This window comes from Vibrio sp. V38_P2S17PM301, from assembly GCF_009904845.1.
Taxonomy (GTDB): Bacteria; Pseudomonadota; Gammaproteobacteria; order Enterobacterales; family Vibrionaceae; genus Vibrio; species Vibrio proteolyticus.
Map to the genome: position 1 here is coordinate 15938 of NZ_WXWO01000029.1, position 18839 is coordinate 34776.

Annotated in this window: 16 protein-coding genes; 10 read left to right on the top strand and 6 right to left on the bottom strand. The window is 52.9% G+C overall.

The window, feature by feature from the left end; translation table 11 throughout:
• The first annotated feature begins 171 nt into the window (after positions 1-171).
• The 3 genes from ettA to CAG64_RS06830 all read left to right on the top strand — a co-directional run bounded on the left by ettA (position 172) and on the right by CAG64_RS06830 (position 3398).
• Positions 172-1839, top strand: coding sequence for an energy-dependent translational throttle protein EttA (gene ettA / locus CAG64_RS06820; protein ID WP_021705610.1), 1668 nt, complete (start codon positions 172-174; stop codon positions 1837-1839).
• Between the two features lie 169 nt (positions 1840-2008).
• Positions 2009-2383, top strand: a complete 375-nt coding sequence (locus CAG64_RS06825; protein WP_161447655.1) for a PilZ domain-containing protein — start codon at positions 2009-2011, stop codon at positions 2381-2383.
• 10 nt (positions 2384-2393) lie between these two features.
• Positions 2394-3398, top strand: coding sequence for a M23 family metallopeptidase (locus tag CAG64_RS06830; RefSeq protein WP_161447657.1), 1005 nt, complete (start codon positions 2394-2396; stop codon positions 3396-3398).
• Positions 3399-3445: 47 nt separating this feature from the next.
• On the opposite strand, the gene tyrA is transcribed toward CAG64_RS06830, so the two are convergent.
• Together tyrA and CAG64_RS06840 are read right to left on the bottom strand one after the other, a co-directional pair.
• Positions 3446-4573: a bifunctional chorismate mutase/prephenate dehydrogenase gene (gene tyrA / locus CAG64_RS06835; protein WP_161447659.1), complete on the bottom strand. Its 1128-nt coding sequence runs from the start codon at positions 4571-4573 to the stop codon at positions 3446-3448.
• Between the two features lie 16 nt (positions 4574-4589).
• Positions 4590-5663 (bottom strand): 3-deoxy-7-phosphoheptulonate synthase, encoded by a 1074-nt coding sequence (locus CAG64_RS06840; RefSeq protein ID WP_021705614.1) that lies wholly within the window; start codon positions 5661-5663, stop codon positions 4590-4592.
• A 235-nt stretch (positions 5664-5898) separates the two neighbouring features.
• Between CAG64_RS06840 and CAG64_RS06845 the strand changes: the two genes are divergently transcribed.
• Both CAG64_RS06845 and btsR read left to right on the top strand, forming a co-directional pair.
• Positions 5899-7575, top strand: coding sequence for a sensor histidine kinase (locus CAG64_RS06845; protein WP_161447353.1), 1677 nt, complete (start codon positions 5899-5901; stop codon positions 7573-7575).
• Positions 7576-7584: 9 nt separating this feature from the next.
• On the top strand, positions 7585-8301 hold the full coding sequence (gene btsR / locus CAG64_RS06850; protein WP_021705616.1) for a two-component system response regulator BtsR: 717 nt from the start codon (positions 7585-7587) through the stop codon (positions 8299-8301).
• A 27-nt stretch (positions 8302-8328) separates the two neighbouring features.
• On the opposite strand, the gene nagZ is transcribed toward btsR, so the two are convergent.
• Together nagZ and CAG64_RS06860 are read right to left on the bottom strand one after the other, a co-directional pair.
• Positions 8329-9315, bottom strand: coding sequence for a beta-N-acetylhexosaminidase (nagZ, locus tag CAG64_RS06855; protein ID WP_161447355.1), 987 nt, complete (start codon positions 9313-9315; stop codon positions 8329-8331).
• A gap of 10 nt (positions 9316-9325) precedes the next feature.
• Complete coding sequence (locus CAG64_RS06860) at positions 9326-10174, bottom strand: MurR/RpiR family transcriptional regulator (protein ID WP_161447357.1); 849 nt, start codon at positions 10172-10174, stop codon at positions 9326-9328.
• Positions 10175-10389: 215 nt separating this feature from the next.
• Here CAG64_RS06860 and CAG64_RS06865 point away from each other — a divergent pair, with 215 nt between their 5' ends.
• From CAG64_RS06865 to murQ, 4 genes are read left to right on the top strand one after another with little or no spacing between them, the layout of a single operon-like run.
• Entirely contained in the window at positions 10390-11988 is a 1599-nt protein-coding gene (locus tag CAG64_RS06865; protein ID WP_161447359.1) for a sodium:solute symporter, read from the top strand.
• Entirely contained in the window at positions 11985-12866 is an 882-nt protein-coding gene (locus tag CAG64_RS06870) for a BadF/BadG/BcrA/BcrD ATPase family protein (RefSeq protein ID WP_161447361.1), read from the top strand. The genes CAG64_RS06865 and CAG64_RS06870 overlap by 4 nt, the downstream gene beginning before the upstream one ends.
• Positions 12856-13962: an anhydro-N-acetylmuramic acid kinase gene (locus tag CAG64_RS06875; RefSeq protein ID WP_161447363.1), complete on the top strand. Its 1107-nt coding sequence runs from the start codon at positions 12856-12858 to the stop codon at positions 13960-13962. The genes CAG64_RS06870 and CAG64_RS06875 overlap by 11 nt, the downstream gene beginning before the upstream one ends.
• A gap of 21 nt (positions 13963-13983) precedes the next feature.
• A complete protein-coding gene (gene murQ, locus CAG64_RS06880) occupies positions 13984-14913 on the top strand; it encodes an N-acetylmuramic acid 6-phosphate etherase (RefSeq protein ID WP_161447365.1) in 930 nt (309 codons plus the stop codon).
• On the opposite strand, the gene CAG64_RS06885 is transcribed toward murQ, so the two are convergent.
• Positions 14910-16706, bottom strand: coding sequence for a cation:proton antiporter (locus CAG64_RS06885; protein ID WP_161447367.1), 1797 nt, complete (start codon positions 16704-16706; stop codon positions 14910-14912). The two genes, murQ and CAG64_RS06885, sit on opposite strands and share 4 nt — an antisense overlap.
• Positions 16707-16727: 21 nt before the next feature.
• Positions 16728-17084 (bottom strand): DUF2799 domain-containing protein, encoded by a 357-nt coding sequence (locus CAG64_RS06890; RefSeq protein ID WP_161447369.1) that lies wholly within the window; start codon positions 17082-17084, stop codon positions 16728-16730.
• A 268-nt stretch (positions 17085-17352) separates the two neighbouring features.
• Between CAG64_RS06890 and CAG64_RS06895 the strand changes: the two genes are divergently transcribed.
• Positions 17353-18837 carry a carbon starvation CstA family protein gene (locus CAG64_RS06895; RefSeq protein WP_161447371.1) on the top strand — a complete coding sequence of 495 codons (1485 nt, stop codon included), beginning with the start codon at positions 17353-17355 and terminating at the stop codon, positions 18835-18837.
• The last annotated feature ends 2 nt before the right edge of the window (positions 18838-18839 follow it).

An 18839-nucleotide genomic window follows, 5' to 3' on the forward strand; every position in this document is an offset into this window, starting at 1 on the left:
CTGTAAATAATCATAAATTCATAAAAGTGCGACATATGCACTCAACGACGTATTATTTCACACCATGAAACAGCGAAATTCACTTTCCTTCACATTCAGGAGGTAACAAAACGCAGGGCTTTGGTATAAAATGTTGCCTTTACTTGGTTTTAAACTTAGGAACGATCGGCAATGGCTGAATACGTATATACCATGTCGCGGGTGAGCAAAATCGTGCCACCTAAGCGCCAAATTCTGAAAGACATCTCTCTAAGCTTCTTCCCGGGTGCAAAAATCGGTGTTCTTGGCCTTAATGGTGCAGGTAAATCGACCCTGCTGCGCATCATGGCAGGCATTGATACTGACATTGATGGTGAAGCGCGTCCGCAGCCAGGCCTTAATGTGGGCTACCTGCCTCAGGAACCGGTTCTGGACGAATCCAAAACCGTACGTGAAGTCGTCGAAGAAGCCGTTTCTGATGTGGCAGACGCACTAAAGCGTCTTGATGCGGTATATGCAGCTTACGCAGAAGACGGCGCAGACTTCGATGCGCTGGCCAAAGAGCAGGGTGAACTGGAAGCACTGATCCAGGCCAAAGACGGTCACAACCTCGACAACACACTCGAACGCGCGGCAGACGCCCTGCGTCTCCCGGAGTGGGATCAGAAAATCGCCCATCTTTCTGGTGGTGAACGCCGTCGTGTCGCGATTTGCCGTTTGCTGCTTGAAAAACCAGACATGCTGCTGCTCGACGAACCAACCAACCACCTGGACGCAGAGTCCGTGGCCTGGCTGGAACGTTTCCTAGTCGACTACACTGGAACCGTCGTTGCGATTACCCACGACCGTTACTTCCTCGACAATGCTGCGGGCTGGATTCTGGAACTGGACCGTGGTGAAGGTATCCCATGGGAAGGCAACTACACCTCGTGGTTAGAGCAGAAAGATGCGCGTCTGCAGCAAGAAGCGTCTCAGGAAAAAGCTCGTCAAAAGACCATCGAGAAAGAACTGGAGTGGGTACGTCAGAACCCGAAAGGTCGTCAGGCCAAATCCAAAGCGCGTATGGCCCGCTTTGAGGAACTGCAGAACACTGACCACCAGAAACGTAATGAAACCAACGAACTGTTTATCCCACCAGGTGAACGTCTGGGTGACAAAGTCATTGAAGTGAAAAACCTGACTAAGTCATTCGATGGACGCGTCCTGATTGATGACTTGTCGTTCAATATGCCCAAAGGCGCGATCGTCGGCATTATCGGTGCCAACGGTGCAGGTAAATCGACCCTGTTCAAGATGCTGAGCGGCACCGAGCAACCGGATTCAGGCAGCATCGAAATGGGAGATACGGTGAAGCTGGCGTCTGTTGAGCAGTTCCGCGACTCAATGAACGATAAGAACACCGTATTCCAGGAAATTTCGGAAGGCGCTGACATCATCAAGATCAACAACTTTGAAATTCCGGCGCGCGCGTACTGTTCGCGCTTCAACTTCAAAGGCTCAGATCAGCAGAAAGTCATCGGCGAGCTGTCTGGTGGTGAACGTAACCGTGTCCATCTGGCCAAACTGCTGAAAGCGGGCGGCAACGTGTTGCTACTCGATGAACCGACCAACGACCTGGACGTAGAAACCCTACGTGCACTGGAAGAAGCTCTGCTGGAATTCCCTGGCTGTGCCATGGTGATCTCGCACGACCGTTGGTTCCTCGACCGTATCGCGACGCACATCATCGACTACCGTGATGAAGGTCAGGTAAACTTCTACGAAGGGAACTACACCGAGTACATGGATTGGCTGAAGAAAACCTTGGGCCCTGAAGCAGCAGAACCACACCGCATCAAGTACAAACGTATTGCGAAATAATCCTGCTTGTATTTTGTGCAAAGGCCGCTATCATAGCGGCCTTTATTCTTTGCGGTGACAAAATCCGCGAGACGTCAGACTCCATGCTCCTTTTCGGAGTAACGACACATCGTATAAAGGTGTGGTTTGCTATGCTGTTAGCAATACTCACTCAGTAAGGTGCATTCAGATGGAACGACGTCGTTTTTCACGCGTGATTTATCAAGCGCCTGCACAGCTCCGGCAGGGAGACGTGACCCTGGATGGTAAAATCCACGATCTGTCTCTCCACGGGTTACTCCTGTCTGTCGATGCGGACATAACCCAACTTAACGCAGACGCTACCGTAGATATTCAGTTTTCGCTTCCTGACAGTGATGTCTCTATCGGCTTGGTTGCCAAAGTGGTTAGTATGAATAGCAATATGCTCCGTGCCAGCATTGATCATATTGATATTGAAAGTATCGGACACTTGAAGCGGTTGGTCGAACTCAATGTCGGTGACGACGCTCTGTTACACAGAGAGCTGAAACACCTGACAGATTTAGGCGATAGCGCCGAGTAGCACACCCGAGATGTCACAACGTATTACTATTTCGATTCCCACACCATCAGGGGATCGCAGCTTTTATTTGTCAAAAAAAGGCCTGATAACAAGCGGACTTGTTGCCGCTGGTCTGCTGTCGTTCAGCCTGCTGTCAGGCTCCGCGCTGCTGTACCTCTACACCCAGAAACATCAACTTGAAAGCGCTTTGATTAAGCAGCAGACCCAGGTCACCTACCTCACCCAGCTCAACAGCGAACAACAGGATGAAACGCATGCTCTGAGCCAGGAGCTGGAGACCAAACGTAATCAGCTTCAACTGCTCGGCCGCCGGGTCTATGATGTGGAATCCGTACTTGGCCTTGCCGGCGACAGCCAGCCTGAGGATGAAGACAGTCTCGAGCAGCGTCTTGACGCCGCCGCGATTGACTCAGCAGTGCGCGCCACCTTGTTTCGCATGATCCCAAACGATACCCCGCTTAACTACAACCGGGTGTCATCGGAATTTGGCAGCCGGATCAATCCGATTTCAGGTAAACGCCATACCCACGCGGGGATCGACCTGACCTGTAATATGGGAGAAGCCGTGTACGCCCCCGCCGATGGCGTGGTGGAGTCAGCCCGGCCCAGTGCCCAGGGGTACGGCCACTACCTGACCTTACAACACGCGTTCGGCTTTTCCAGCTCTTACGCTCACCTGAAAGCATTCAAAGTTCGCGCGGGCCAGTTTGTCAGCAAAGGCGATCTGATTGCAGAGTGCGGCAACTCGGGAAACTCCACCGGCCCACACCTGCACTATGAAGTGCGTTTTCTTGGACGCCCCCTTAACCCGCACAACCTGATGTCCTGGACACCTGAAAACTTTGAATCGCTGTTCAAAGCTGAGAAGCACGTCAAATGGGCTTCACTGGTCGCTCAGGTCAATCAGGTCGTCAAGTTGCAGGTCGCACTCACTCAGCACCCTTACCCGAACGAGTCTGTCCGAACCGCCAGCAACGACGAGCGCCGCGATGCAAACTCGCCGAGCCCCCATTAAAAAGAGCAGCCTTCGGGCTGCTCTTTTTGTACCACATCTACGCAGTTTTAGCCGCGATGGATGGAATCATTGGCCTGCTTGAGCAAGTTCTGACTCTCTCGCATAAACTGTTGTGAGTACGGGCCAAACCACTCACTGACTTGATTAAAACTGGTCACAAACGCCTGTTTGTCATGCCCTTCTAGGATGTGCAGCGCTTCACCAAAGCAGCGATGGAAGCGTTTGATCATCTCAATATTCTCGCCTGAAGACAGAATAATGTCTCCGTACAGATTGGGATCCTGAGCGAACAGTCGACCAACCATCGCCAGCTCAAGGCGATAAATGGGTGAGCTGAGCTGAACCAGTTTGTCCAGATCGGGATTCTCACGGCTCAGATGCAGACCGTAAGCAAACGACGTAAAGTGACGTAACGCCTGAATCAGGGTCATCCCATGGTCATGTTCACCGGCATCGATCAGGCATAAACTCGCCCCCCAGATAGAGAACTGTTGCAGCAACCATTGATATTGCTCGCTGCCACGCCCGTTGCAGTAGATGATCACCTGTTTTGCCAGACTCGGTACGTCGGGGCCAAACATTGGATGCAACCCGACAACCGGTCCGGAGTGTACGTGAAGCATCGACTGCAATGGCTTGGATTTAATTGACGTCAGGTCACACAGGATGCAGTCGTGTGGCAAATGGCCTAAACGTTCGATCACCCCCTGCGTCAGGTGAATCGGTACCGTCACCACGACCAACCCAGCGTCCGCGAGCAGTTCATCGGCCTGCTCCCAATCTTTGCTGCCCAAGATTTTTACCGTATAGCCGGACAGACGGAACATCCGGGCGAACAAGCCCCCCAGTTGACCGTGACCACCGATAATCACCACAGAACGCAGCTCTGGATTAAGGCACTTGAAACCCGAATCTTTCTCACTGGCGTAGGATTCGCGCATCGTCCGGCGCAGAATGTCTTCAATTAACTGCGGCGGAACGCCGATTTTTTCAGCCTCTTCACGGCGAGAAGCCAGCATCGCCGCTTCGCGATCCGGGGCATAAATCGGCAGGCCGTGCTGACTTTTCACCTCTCCGACTTTTTCTACCAGTGACAAGCGCTCGGCCAGCAAATTGAGTATCTGTTTATCGACACTGTCAATCTGCTCGCGCAGTTCATTCAGTTCTACAGCCATCCAACTTTCCTTTCACTTAACCTTTGAGACGGTTTTCCAAAAACGGCACCAGCTCTTCATGAGCATGACGCAATAGTGCCTCAGTTGCCCCCCAATTGATACAGGCGTCGGTGATCGACACACCGTACTCCATCTCACTTGGTGCAAGATCAGATGACTGGTTACCTTCGTTGATATGGCTCTCTAACATCAGGCCAATGACCGACGTGTTACCTTCACGAATCTGATGGATCACATCTTCTGCCACCAGCGGCTGACGACGGTAGTCCTTGCGCGAGTTAGCATGGCTGCAGTCCACCATCAGAGACGCTTCCAACCCTAACTTGCTCATTTCCTGCTCACACTCAGCGACGGAGACCGAATCGTAGTTGGTCTGCTTGCCGCCACGCAGAATCACATGACCATTCGGGTTACCTTGTGTGGTCAGCAAAGCCACCTGGCCTTCCCGGTTGATCCCCATAAAACGGTGGCTGGAAGAAGCCGCCTGCATCGCATTGATAGCGGTAGCCAGGCTGCCGTCTGTGCCGTTTTTAAACCCGATGGGCATCGATAAGCCACTGGCCATTTCACGGTGAGTCTGAGACTCCGTTGTGCGGGCACCGATGGCAGCCCAACTGAAGGTGTCGGCCAAGTACTGCGGACTGATAGGATCGAGGGCTTCCGTCGCTAACGGGATTTCCATCTCAGCCAGTTCCACCAACAATTGACGCCCAACATGCAAACCATGTTCAATGTCAAAACTGCCATCCAGGTGTGGATCGTTGATCAACCCTTTCCAGCCGACTGTGGTACGCGGTTTTTCAAAGTACACACGCATCACGATATACAATTGATCATTGAGCTGTTCAGACAGGGCTTTCAGACGTTTGGCGTAATCTTTGGCGGCGTCGATATCGTGAATAGAGCAAGGACCACATACCACGAGCAGGCGGTGATCTTTTTTATGGATAATGTTGGCAATGGTCTGACGGGACTCTTGAATAAAGCGACGAGCCTTATCACTCAAGGGCAGCTTTGCCTTGAGTTCATCCGGTGTGATCAGCACCTGCTCTTCCATAATATTAATGTTGCTCAATTCACTTTTTTGCATCTTAACACCTGTATATTTAAATTTACACCAAACGTAACATTGAGCTCACAAACTCAACAAAACTTACCTTATCAGGCTAGAAACAGAATGCAAGCGTAAAGCAACAAAAACATTTGATGTAAATTATTATTTACACCGCAATGTATTAACTCTTTAATCAAAAAAACACGGACAGAGCGTATTTTCTTGGTATCAACTTACCTAAAATATGCGGAAGACCCCGATGGAACTGACTATGGACCTTATTCTCTCGCTGCTGCAACAGATGTGTGTTTATCTGGTATTGGCGTACATGCTAAGTAAAACCCCGATCTTCCTACCGCTTTTAAACATCTCCAGCAGATTAAGTCACAAACTCAGTGTTTATGTTCTATTTTCGCTGTTCTGTATTATGGGGACTTACTTCGGTTTGCAGATCAATGATGCGATTGCCAATACCCGAGCCATCGGTGCCGTGATGGGCGGACTGTTTGGCGGGCCGGTGGTCGGGTTTCTGGTTGGCTTTACCGGTGGCATACACCGCTACTCACTGGGCGGCTTTACTGATCTCGCCTGTGCCATATCCACCACAGCAGAGGGCCTGATTGGTGGTTTGTTGCATACCTACCTGCTGCGCAGAGGCAAAACGGCTTCGCTGTTTAACCCCAGTGTGGTGTTTTCCATCACTCTGGTGGCTGAAATCGTCCAGATGCTGATCATTTTATTGGTTGCTAAACCGTTTGATCAGGCTTATGTGCTGGTGTCGGCGATTGCGGCCCCCATGATCATCGCCAACTCGGTCGGGGCCGCGCTGTTTATGAGCATACTGCAGGATCGCAAAACCATCTTTGAAGAATACTCCGCCACGTTTTCCCGCCGGGCACTCAATATTGCGGATCGATCTGTGGGCATTCTGGCGTCTGGGTTTAACACCCGCAATGCGGAAAAAATCGCCCGGATCGTGTACGAAGAAACCAACGTGGGCGCCGTATCGATCACCGATGAAGAGAAAATTCTGGCCTTTGTCGGGATTGGCGATGATCACCACAAACCGAACACGCCGATCTCATCGCAAAGCACGCTCGACTCGATTGCACAGAACGACATCATTTACCTCGACGGTAAAGACAGCCCCTATCAGTGCTCTTTATCGAAAGACTGCAAGTTGGGCTCTGCGCTGATCATCCCACTGCGCGCCGGGGATCGAGTGATTGGCACGATCAAACTCTATGAACCAAAGCGTAAATTGTTTTCGACCATCAATATGTCGATGGCTGAAGGCATCGCACAAATGCTCTCCAGTCAGATCCTCTATGGTGAATATCAGCAAAAGCAACTGTTGTTGTCTCAGGCGGAAATCAAACTGCTGCATGCCCAGGTCAATCCGCACTTCCTGTTCAATGCCCTCAATACCATCAGTGCCATCACTCGTCGGGATCCTGAGAAAGCGCGCGCTCTGATCCAACATTTATCGCAGTTTTTTCGCAGCAACCTCAAACAGAACATCGAGACCGTGACCCTCAAAGAGGAACTGGCGCACGTCAACGCCTACCTGACGATCGAAACCGCGCGCTTCTCCGACCGCTTAGAGGTCGAGATCAACATCAACGACTCGCTTCTGGAACGAAATCTGCCAAGCTTTACATTGCAGCCATTGGTGGAGAATGCAATCAAACACGGTACGTCGCAATTACTTGAAGACGGGCACATTCGCATATACTCTCAGCCGCTGCCGGACGGAGCTCGGATCGTGGTGGAAGACAATGCGGGGCTGTATACACCACCGCAGGAGGCACACACCGGGCTCGGCATGCAAATTGTGGACAAGCGGCTGACCAATAAATTTGGTCGTCTCGCCGCGTTGCAGATCGATGTTGCCGCGAACCAATACACCAGAATGAGTTTTATTATTCCACATCAGGGAACGTACTAAGGTAGTCACATGCTTTCAGCACTTGTCATTGACGACGAACTCTTCGCGCGTGAAGAGCTGAGCGAACTGCTCGAAGAAACCGGCCAGATAGAGGTGATGGATCAGGCCAGTAACGCCATTGAAGGTCTTAAGAAAATCAACCAGCTCAAACCCGATGTGGTCTTTCTGGATATTCAGATGCCCCAGATCACCGGCATTGAACTGTTGGGCATGCTCGATCCGGACACCATGCCTAAAGTGGTGTTTGTGACGGCCTACGATCAGTACGCCGTTCAGGCATTTGAAGACAATGCGTTTGATTATCTGCTCAAACCGGTCGATACCGAGCGATTGAAGAAAACCATCAAACGCCTGGTCAAAAGTCAGCGTCCCAACCAGGACATCTCGATTCTGGCGCCCTCTTCGCTCGCTCAGGTGCCGTGCTTCGGCCACAATCGCATTGTGATCATTCCGACTCAGGATGTAGAGTGTGCCTTCAGCGACATCAGCGGTGTGCAAATCCAGACGCATGAACAAACGGCCACCAGCCAGCTGACACTCAAAGTGCTGGAGGAGAAAACGCCACTGGTGCGCTGTCATCGCCAGTATCTGATTAATATCAAGGCGATCAAAGAAATCAAACTGCTGGAGAACGGGCTGGCGGAAATTGTCACGCTGAGCGAACACAAAGTGCCGGTCAGCCGGCGTTATCTGAAAAACCTTAAAGAGATGTTAGGGTTTCACTGAACAGAGCCGCCAAAGCGGCTCAGAGGATCAGGCTTCCAGCATACGCTGCATCGCTTGTGAGGCTTGCTGCCATTGCTGCGAACCACGTAATTCCTGCAGTGAATAGCTGGCTTTTTTAAGCAAAGGTACTGCGGCAGGCACATCCATAATGGGCAGATTGTCGAGCACTTCGACCTGCGCATCACGCTGATTGCACACCAGCACCATGTCACACCCGGCAACCAGTGCCTGATGCGCTCTGGCAGCCGGACCGCCCATGACCGCCGCTCCTTCCATCGTCAGATCGTCGGAAAAAATCAGGCCTTGAAAACCAAGTTGCTGACGCAAAACCTGCTTAAGCCAGTATTCCGAGCCACTGGCGGGCTGCGCATCGTAGTGCGGATAAATCACATGCGCTGGCATCATCGCATCCAATACGCCAGCATCAATCTGCGCTTTAAAAATACGCATGTCATTGGTGAACAAATCGTCGCGTTCATCAAACGGGGTTTCCAAATGCGAATCGGCAATCACGCCGCCATGCCCCGGAAAATGTTTTCCTGTGGTAGCCATGCCCGCCGACTTCATGCCGTGCATAAACGCATGACTGAAACGCACAATGGTATCCACATCGTCGCCAAATGCGCGGTTGCCGATTGCCTTACAATCATGCCCTTTGTCCAGCACAGGCGCAAAGCTCAGGTCAATGTCATGGGCAATCAACTCAGCGGCCATCAGCCAACCCGCCTGACGGGCAAGATTTTCACCTTCATCGTGCAACGCATACTGCTGCGCGGGCGGGATCAGTGAAAAGCCGTCACGAAAGCGCTGCACCCGTCCGCCTTCCTGATCCACGCCAATCAGGATGGACCGGCCAGCCGCCTGCCGCATCGCTTTCGTCAGCGCTTGTAATTGTTGATTGTCGTGATAGTTGCGGGCAAATAGGATGACCCCGCCCACCGTCGGGTGTTGAAGAATTTCACGATCTTCTGCGGTCAGTTCACAACCTTCCACATCGAGCCATAACGGTCCCATACTTGTTCCTTTATTGTTTGAGTGTTGCCACAGCGGACTTACTTTGTTCTATCAACTGATCAGCCTGTTCTTCCTGCTGCGTCAGCGCAATAAATAGCAGATCGGTCACCAGCAACTGACTGTCACGCGCCGTGATGGATGAACTGCGGATCTGCTCCTCATCGGCCGCGCTGACCAGTTTTATGTCACAGAGCTTATCCAGCGGTGTTGGCGCCAGTTGGGTAACACCAATCACTTTCGCTCCGCGGCTGCGTGCCAGTTGAGCAATTTTCAGCACTTCCTGACTGCGGCCAGAGTACGACAAAGCGATCAACACGTCTGCCTCAGTCAGAGCCGCGGCGTTGGCAATTTGAATATGCGCATCCGGCTCTGTATGCACCGCGTGGCCAATTTTCATCAACTTGTAGGCCAGATCTTTGGCCACCAGCGACGAAGCCCCAACCCCGGCGATCTGGATTTTGTTCGCCAGATGCAGATACCCCGCAGCGTGGGTCAGGTGCTGGCCCTCATTGAGCAACACGGTACGCTCAAGAGACAGTTGTTTACTGCTGAGCAGCTTGGCCATCACCTGTTCCGGCGGATCATTACGACTGATACTGCCGTGAATTATTTTGCGGGATACGGGCTGATAGGCAAGCGCATTTTCGTACAACTTGAGTTTCATTTCAGAGAACCCTTGATACCCCAACTTCTGACTGAATTTGACGATGGTCGACTGGCTGACACCAATCTCCCTCGCCAGCTCAGGCGAAGACGACTGTTTCACCTGCTGAGGGTGATCCAACAGATAGTGCGCGATCCGGCTGTCTGATGGCGACAATTTTGGCAGCAGGGCAGTGAGTTTGGCGAGTCCGTTCATCTGCGCGTTCTCCATCGTAGATATCAGCTTAACCTAAGAATAACTATTCCTTGTATTAGCCATGTCAGGAATAGTTTATGCTCAAAACTGAGAGCGTGCTCATACAACCTGCCCGGTAACGATTCCGCCGCGGAATAGCTTTTGCGGATTGGCAAGACCCGCGCCATGCTGAACAGATGCCGGACTTGTCGTCCATTCATCGCTATGGAGCTGCTATGAATTCCTTGTTTACTTCGCTGGACTGGATGGTCTTTGCGATCTACTTTGCCATCATCGCCTACACGGGCTGGTATTTCAGCCGCGTCAAGATAACCTCAACCAAAGACTATTTCTTAGGCGGCAACGCGATGTCAATGTGGGTCGTCGCAGTTTCAGTGCTGGCCACCTCACAATCTGCCGCTACATTTCTCGGCGGCCCGGAATCCAGTTACCGCGGCAATCTGACCTATCTGGCGACCAACATCGGAGCCGTGATTGGTGCCTTGTTTGTCGCCTGGGTTTTGATCCCCCGCTTTTATCAGAGCAAAGTGTCCACCGTGTATGAACTGCTGCAGGTGCGTTTCGGCGAGAAGACCAAACGCCGCGCAGGCAGCATGTATCTGATCGGACGGGTCTTTGCCTCAGGCTCACGACTTTATATGGCAGCCATTGCAGTATCGATGATCCTGTTTACCAATATCGAGCCACAGAGTGTGATCACTTCGGTGATGATTTTGGTGGTAGTCGGATTGGCGTACACCTACATGGGTGGTATTCGCTCGGTGATCTGGAGTGATCTGATCCAGCTGATCGTGTATGTCGGCGCAGCCCTGGCAGTGATCGTCTACCTGCTGAGCCAGATCCCGGCAGACTTGGGCCAAATCATTCAGGCGTTGGAATCGCCGGGAAATGATCAGTTATCCAAACTGACGTTTCTAGATTTTCGTCTTGATTTCAGTCCGGCCGGCACCTTCAGTTTTTGGGCGTGTATCACTGGCTTTGTCCTGCTCAATATCGGCGCATTTGGTCTGGATCAGGACATGACCCAACGCGTCCTGACCTGTAAAGATGCCAAACAAGGCTCTCAGGCGATGATCAACTCCATTTTGTACGCCATTCCTGTGGTACTGATCTTCATGTCGATCGGCTTGTTATTGTATATCTTCTACCAACGTCCGGATCTGATGGGCATGGCCAGCAAGAACGTGGTACAAAGCTTCAATGGCGAGAAAGTCACTATTTTCATGTACTACGTGTTAAACGAAATGCCTGCCGGGCTGCGTGGTCTGGTAACTGTCGGGGTGGTCGCTGCGGCACTGTCGACCCTCAACTCTGGCCTCAACTCAATGTCATCGGTTGCCATTCAGGATCTGTATAGGCCATGGAAAGAAGCTCGTCATGGTCAGCAAAGTGAGATGCACTATGTAAAAGCTGGCCGGGTGGGCATGGCCGTGGCCGCCGCCACACTCGGCAGCATGGGGATTTTATGCTACTACTGGCAGCAATACACCGACATGCCCCTGCTGTCTTTCGCTTTGAGCGTCATGGTGTTTGCCTACACTGGCCTATTGGGGGTCTATTTTACGGCTCTGTTTACCCAGCGCGGCAATCAGGCGTCGGTTGGCTGGGCATTATTGGCAGGGTTTACCACCACTCTGTTGCTCCAGGCTTACGTCTGGGACAGTGTGATGGCTATCGTCTATCCACAGTGGGTGGGCATTCGCCTCGCTTTCCCTTACCAGTTATGTGTCGGAACGCTGGTTTCCCTGCTGGTGTGTCTGAGCGGTAAAGCACAGCCCCAAGAGCATAGCCAGATGCAGGAGGCACGCTCATGATCAGCCATCTTCTGGCCGTGGACGGCGGCGGCAGCAAAACCGCTCTGCGTCTGTCTGCATTAACTGAATCCGGCCCCATCCCGATCAGCGAACATACCTTCGGGCCGTCCTCCCTGACGCAACAGGGCGAACACGCTTACGCGCTGCTGAGTGAGGCGATCACTCAGCAACTGACCAGCCATCAGTTGAACCCCGCGCAGTGCGCTGTCGCCATTGGAGTGGCCGGCAGCGGCAATCCACACCTCAAAGCCGGGCTAGAGCAGGCACTATCGTTCTGCCCGCACCTTCAGATCACCTCCGATGCCCATATTTCGCTGCTGGGTGCCAATCGGGGCGAACCGGTCAACTGCCTGGCCATTGGTACCGGGAGCGTTGCTACCCGGCTGGAGTCCAATGGGGATATCACACTGCTTGGCGGCTGGGGCTTCCCCATTGGTGATCAGGGCGGCGGTGCCTGGTTGGGGATGCAAGCCGTCCGGGCACTGATCCGCAGCTATGAAAACAATGAATCCAATCCGCTGACTCTGACGCTGGCGACCTCACTCGGCAGCCAGCGCGCTGCCATTCTGTCCTGGCTCAAACAGGCTGACGCCTGCGCTTATGCGGCTCTGGCACCGTTGGTGCTGAGCCATGCGCAGCAAGGGTGCAGCGTCAGTTGTGATATTCTTCAGCGGGGCGGACAGCATATTGAGCAGCTTGTGAAAGATTGCTGCAAAAATAATGACTTAGCTATCGTTTTTCTCGGTAGTCTGGGACAATACTATCAATCACGCCTTTCACTAGCGTGGCAGGCACGCTGCATCACAGCGCAAGGCGATGCACTCGACGGTGCCACACGGTTGGCGCATCAACTGGCAGGAGAACACCATGACTCGTGAACTTTATATCGGCGTAATGTCCGGTACCAGCCTCGACGGTGTCGACACCGCTCTGGTGGCCATCGAAAATCAAGACATTGAACTGCTGGCGTACGACGAATACGCGATGCCGGACGCTCTCAAACAGCGCCTGCTTAACGTGTGTATCGGTCAGTCCACCAATCTGGTGGAAATCGGCGAACTGGATCACCTGCTCGGTCATCTGTTTGCGGATGCCGTCAATGCTTTACTGGACAAATCCGGTTACGAGGCGGCGCAAGTCCGCGCGATCGGTAACCACGGACAGACAGTATTCCATCAACCGTCCGGTACCGCACCATTCACCATGCAGCTCGGTGATGCCAATATTGTCGCCACGCAAACCGCCATTGATACCGTGGCCGATTTTCGCCGCAAAGACATGGCGCTGGGCGGCCAGGGCGCACCTTTAGTACCCGCTTTTCACCGGACGATTTTCCACTCCACCGACTCCTGCGTGGTGGTACTCAATATTGGCGGCGTGGCAAACATCTCTGTTCTTCGTCCGGGCGAACACGTTCTGGGCTACGACACCGGTCCGGGCAACCTGTTGCTGGATGCCTGGTGTCAACAGCACAACGGATTCAAGTATGATCAGGATGCCCGTCTGGCGTGCCAGGGAGACGTAGTGCCAGCGTTGCTGGCGCGACTACTGCAAGAGCCTTATCTGACTCAGCCGTACCCGAAAAGCACCGGACGTGAACTGTTTAATCTGCCGTGGTTAATGCCGCAGTTGCAAGACGTTGAGCTAAGCGCCGCCGATGTGCAGCGCACTCTGTGCGAATACACCGCCCAAACCATCGCCAACGAAGTCGGCGCGTTTCACTCCGGCCCTGCGCCAGAGCTGTTGGTGTGTGGCGGTGGAGCACGCAACCCGCTGCTGATGGAGCGTCTGGCCGCTTTATTGCCAGACTGGACCGTGGCTCAGACCAGTGACCGCGGGGTCGACAGCGACTACATGGAAGCCATGGCCTTTGCCTGGCTGGCACAACGCCGTATCCATAACCTGCCAAGCAATTTGCCTGAAGTGACCGGAGCCAGTAAGCTGGCGTCGCTGGGCGTTCTTTATTTTGCTTAGCCGTCAATCATAAGGAATATCATGACTAACGATGCATTACTTGCAGCGCTGTCTCATTTGGTGTCAGAGGGCCGTAACCCGGACACCATGGACATCGATCTGCTGCCTTCACTTGAAATCGTTAAACGCCTTAATCAACAGGACAAACTGGTCCCGCTGGCGGTAGAAAAAGTGCTGCCGGAGATCGCCGACGCGGTGGATTGTATTACCCAAGCTTTTCAACACGGCGGCCGGCTGGTGTACATCGGAGCGGGAACCAGCGGTCGACTTGGCGTGCTGGACGCGTCGGAATGCCCTCCGACCTTTGGCGTGTCAGATCAGATGGTACTGGGCCTGATTGCAGGAGGACCGGAAGCGATCCTGAAAGCCAAAGAGGGGGCTGAAGATTCCCCACAGTTGGGGATGGAAGATTTGCAGCGCATCCGTTTTAGCGAGCAGGATGTGTTGGTGGGTATCGCCGCCAGTGGCCGGACCCCCTACGTAATTGGTGCACTTGAATACGCCAATCAGCTCGGCGCAACCACAGTCGCACTCTCATGTAATCCAGACTCGACGATTGCCCATCTGGCTAACATTGCCATCAGCCCGGTGGTCGGTCCGGAAGCCCTGACCGGCTCTACCCGACTCAAATCCGGGACGGCGCAGAAGCTGGTTCTGAACATGCTGACAACCGCCTCTATGATCCGCTTGGGGAAAAGCTATCAAAACTTGATGGTGGATGTGAAAGCGACCAACAAAAAGCTGGTCGCCCGTGCCGCTCGTATCGTCATGCAGGCCACCGATTGCGATTATGCTGAAGCACGGTCACTGCTGACGCGCAGCGACAACAACGCCAAAGTGGCCATACTGATGCAACTGACAGGCATGGATTACCAGCAAGCCAAAGCGAAACTCGACAGCAATCAGGGATTTCTGCGCAAAGCGGTTGATCACGACAACGAGAGCCGTTAACGGCTCTCATTGGATTTAATGATCGACACTACCGTATGCCCTGGCTGGGGCCAGAATTCAGCAGGTTTACTGCATATGATAATCCGATCTTTTTCGCCCACAGAAAACAGCGGCAGTACAAAGCTTTCTTTGTGATGTGACAGATAGTCCTGATAGCTGAAACTGTCACTCAGTTTGGTGTGCTTGATCTCACCGCCCTGATTAAGCAGACTGGCGAGCTTTTTGTAACTCACCTCTCCGCCCAGAAATGACATACCGCGATACTCTTCGGCAACGTAGTGCTTGTCGTGGTTACCATTGCCATTATTGTCCTGCAGACAATAGACTTTCTGATCACCGAATTCACTCACCAACTGCATACACGCCATGGCGTTGAAATGTCGATCCGGGCTCAGCGCCAGCACTTGACCGATGCCGATCAGATCCAGGTATTCCTCAGCATGGCTGGAAATCGGATTGCCGTAATAACATTCCAGTCCCAACATCCGGCTCTGGCGAATATAATCCCAGTTTGAGTCTGTCAGCAGCACACGTCGATCGTATTTGGCCAACGCCAGACCTATTTTACGTGCCACTTCGTTGGCACCAACCAACATAAAGCCTTTCGGAGCAGGCTCCGCCACACCGAGAGCGATGGCCACCGGACGGGCAGTCGCACTTTGCAGTACCACCGTACCGATGATCACCATAAACGTCAGCGGCACCAGCAACGCAGCTTCCGCCATACCATACTCGACCAGCTTGATTGCAAACAGTGATGAAATGGATGCCGCCACTATGCCACGCGGAGCGACCCAGGAGAGAAACAGCTTTTCTCTCACGGCCAGATTACTGCGCAGCGTAGAGAGAAATATCGACGCGGGTCTTGCGACCAATTGCATGAAAGCAAACAACAGCAGAGCACCTGCGCCAAGCGCGGTAAACTCATCAATACTGATACGTGCCGCGAGGAAAATAAACAGGCCCGTGATCAGCAAGATAGTCAAATGCTCTTTAAAGTGAAGAATATGCTGAATATTGACGTCTCTGGCATTGGCCAGCCACATGCCCATCACTGTCACCGTCAGTAGTCCGGCTTCAGACTCTATTGCATTCGACAGAGTGAACACCCCCAGCACCACACTCAGTACCGCGAACGGCTGAAGATATTCCGGCAGCATACCGCGACGTAGTATGTGTGCCATCAGTGCCCCGACCCCCGTACCGAGTATCACCCCCACTGCAATGATCGCGGCAAACACTTCCAGGCTGTGCATCTGGCTGTTGGAGACAATGAATTCATACACCATCACCACGAATAACGCCCCTAACGGGTCGATCAAAATGCCTTCCCAACGCAGAATGTTGGCCAGCTTGCTGGTCGGGCGCACGGTACGCAATAACGGCACGATCACCGTTGGGCCCGTGACGACCGTTAAGCTGCCAAACAACAACGCCAGTGGCCAGTCAAAATCCAGCAGATGGTGAGCGGCCACACTGGTTAGCCCCCAGGAAATCAAGGCTCCCAGGGTAACGATGCTCCAGACCGAACGGCTGACGCCACGGATCTCCTTGAAATTCAGTGTTAAGCTGCCTTCAAACAAAATCACCGCCACCGCGAGAGAAATGAGCGGAAACAGCAGATCACCGAGCAGATGATCCGGGTCCAACACGCCGCTAACCGGACCGACCACAATCCCAGCGAGCAACAAAAACAAAATCGCCGGCAATCTCAACCGCCATGCCAGCCACTGACAACCGAGCCCAACCACACCGACAGCGGCAAACATCAGCGCAGAACTTTCCATTTGCATAGTGAGCTTATCCCGTCCGGTTTAGTAGTCGGAATTGTTGGTACTGTAGTCATTCCAACCACGCTGCCATTCCATTCGGAATTTCTGTGCGCTTTTGGTGCCTTCACAAACGCCGCTGTAATACTGTCCGGATAAGCCTATCTGATAGGCAAAGTTCGGATTGCAGTACTCGTCCAGCCCTTCGCTGTAACCGAGGTTGTAATCCGCCTGATTGGCCGCACCATACTTGGAGAGCTCTTTGTAATTGCGCTGCTCCGCCCCTTTCACGCCATCCTGATAACCGATTTGATGCCAATTACCCTGCTGCGCCAGGTCTGCGGTACTGCTGGCACAGCCTGCCAGGATTGCCACTGCGCTCAATATTATGATTGTTTTCATTTTTGTTCCTTTATAACAATGCGTGTACTACCCACCAACATGCCACTAACGACATACTTTTGCTACCCAATTGTAGACTATCCGGCTTCGCCGGGAGAGCAGCACTCCTCTTGCACCACAACCGTTCACTCCGCACCAAAACCGCTCAATGTCATTGGCTACCACTCACATCAGGATACGACCACTCAAGGTAAAAGCGGATGTTTCTCGACTCCTTGCGACGTAATATCCAGGCTGAGCTTAATCAATTAATCAAGGGACAATTGCTATGTTGTGGTTCTTAACCTGTGTCGCAGCCCTCATCGGCGGATACTTTATTTACGGCGCTTTCGTCGAGAAAATATTTGGTATTAATGAACAGCGCCAAACACCGGCACACACCAAAACCGACGGGGTCGATTACGTACCGATGTCAACCAAGAAAGTGTACCTGGTGCAGTTGCTGAACATTGCGGGTGTGGGTCCGATTTTTGGCCCAATTATGGGAGCGCTTTACGGCCCTGCCGCTATGCTGTGGATCGTGATCGGCTGTATCTTCGCAGGCGCGGTACACGACTACTTCTCCGGCATGCTGTCCGTGCGCAATGGTGGTGCATCGGTTCCGAGTATTACCGGACGTTATCTGGGCAATGGCGCGAAACATTTTATGAACATTTTTGCCATTGTTCTGCTGCTGCTGGTTGGGGTGGTGTTTGTCTCCGCACCTGCTGGCATGATCACCAACCTGATCAACGATCAGACCAGCCTCAACGTCAGCATGACAACCATGGTGGTGATCATCTTCGCGTACTACATCATTGCAACCATTGTCCCTGTCGATAAAATCATTGGCCGCTTTTATCCACTGTTCGGGGCGCTGCTGATTTTCATGTCTGTCGGCCTGATGACGGCCGTTGCCGTCTCCAGTGAACACACGGTGATGGGCGATTTCCAGGTCAGTGATATGTTCTCTAACCTGAACCCGAACGACATGCCATTGTGGCCTGCCCTGTTCATCACCATCGCCTGTGGTGCGATCTCTGGTTTCCATGCCACACAATCGCCGCTGATGGCACGCTGCATGGAAAACGAAAAGAACGGCCGTTTTGTCTTTTATGGCGCGATGATCGGCGAAGGTGTTATTGCCCTAATTTGGTGTGCAATCGCCCTGTCGTTCTTCGGCTCACTGGAAGCGTTGTCGGAAGCGGTGAAAAACGGCGGACCAGGCAATGTCGTGTACAGTTCTTCTTTCGGTCTGTTGGGTGTCTTTGGTGGTGTGATTGCCTTCCTGGGCGTTGTGATCCTGCCCATCACCTCTGGTGACACAGCGTTCCGCTCAAGCCGCCTGATTCTGGCCGAGTACTTCAATATGGAGCAGAAAACACTACGCAATCGTCTGCTGATGGCAGTGCCTCTGTTCGTGATCGGCGGCGTACTGACTCAAGTCGATTTCGGTATCATCTGGCGTTACTTCGGTTTTGCCAACCAAACTACGGCCGTTATGATGTTGTGGACCGCATCCGCTTACCTGCTGCGCCACAATAAGTTGCACTGGATCACCACCGTGCCAGCGGTCTTCATGACCAGCGTCTGTGTGACCTTCATCCTCAACAGCAGCACGCTCGGCTTCGGTCTGCCAATGCAGCTGTCGACCATCGTGGGTGTAGTATTCTCGCTGGCGGCCATGGTCTACGTGATCAAGACGTCAAAAGGCAAAGGTGAAATGGCCCTGAGCGACGAAGAAAAACCTCAGGCAGTGGCGGAGACCGCCTGACC

Excerpts from the sequence above, each read along its gene's own strand:
- nagZ (WP_161447355.1), bottom strand. The coding sequence starts at position 9,315 with ATGGGACCGTTATGGCTCGATGTGGAAGGTTGTGAACTGACCGCAGAA.
- murQ (WP_161447365.1), top strand. The coding sequence starts at position 13,984 with ATGACTAACGATGCATTACTTGCAGCGCTGTCTCATTTGGTGTCAGAG.
- btsR (WP_021705616.1), top strand. The coding sequence starts at position 7,585 with ATGCTTTCAGCACTTGTCATTGACGACGAACTCTTCGCGCGTGAAGAG.
- tyrA (WP_161447659.1), bottom strand. The coding sequence starts at position 4,573 with ATGGCTGTAGAACTGAATGAACTGCGCGAGCAGATTGACAGTGTCGAT.
- CAG64_RS06885 (WP_161447367.1), bottom strand. The coding sequence starts at position 16,706 with ATGCAAATGGAAAGTTCTGCGCTGATGTTTGCCGCTGTCGGTGTGGTT.
- CAG64_RS06895 (WP_161447371.1), top strand. The coding sequence starts at position 17,353 with ATGTTGTGGTTCTTAACCTGTGTCGCAGCCCTCATCGGCGGATACTTT.
- CAG64_RS06825 (WP_161447655.1), top strand. The coding sequence starts at position 2,009 with ATGGAACGACGTCGTTTTTCACGCGTGATTTATCAAGCGCCTGCACAG.
- CAG64_RS06845 (WP_161447353.1), top strand. The coding sequence starts at position 5,899 with ATGGACCTTATTCTCTCGCTGCTGCAACAGATGTGTGTTTATCTGGTA.
- CAG64_RS06865 (WP_161447359.1), top strand. The coding sequence starts at position 10,390 with ATGAATTCCTTGTTTACTTCGCTGGACTGGATGGTCTTTGCGATCTAC.
- CAG64_RS06890 (WP_161447369.1), bottom strand. The coding sequence starts at position 17,084 with ATGAAAACAATCATAATATTGAGCGCAGTGGCAATCCTGGCAGGCTGT.
- CAG64_RS06870 (WP_161447361.1), top strand. The coding sequence starts at position 11,985 with ATGATCAGCCATCTTCTGGCCGTGGACGGCGGCGGCAGCAAAACCGCT.
- CAG64_RS06830 (WP_161447657.1), top strand. The coding sequence starts at position 2,394 with ATGTCACAACGTATTACTATTTCGATTCCCACACCATCAGGGGATCGC.
- CAG64_RS06840 (WP_021705614.1), bottom strand. The coding sequence starts at position 5,663 with ATGCAAAAAAGTGAATTGAGCAACATTAATATTATGGAAGAGCAGGTG.
- CAG64_RS06860 (WP_161447357.1), bottom strand. The coding sequence starts at position 10,174 with ATGAACGGACTCGCCAAACTCACTGCCCTGCTGCCAAAATTGTCGCCA.
- CAG64_RS06875 (WP_161447363.1), top strand. The coding sequence starts at position 12,856 with ATGACTCGTGAACTTTATATCGGCGTAATGTCCGGTACCAGCCTCGAC.
- ettA (WP_021705610.1), top strand. The coding sequence starts at position 172 with ATGGCTGAATACGTATATACCATGTCGCGGGTGAGCAAAATCGTGCCA.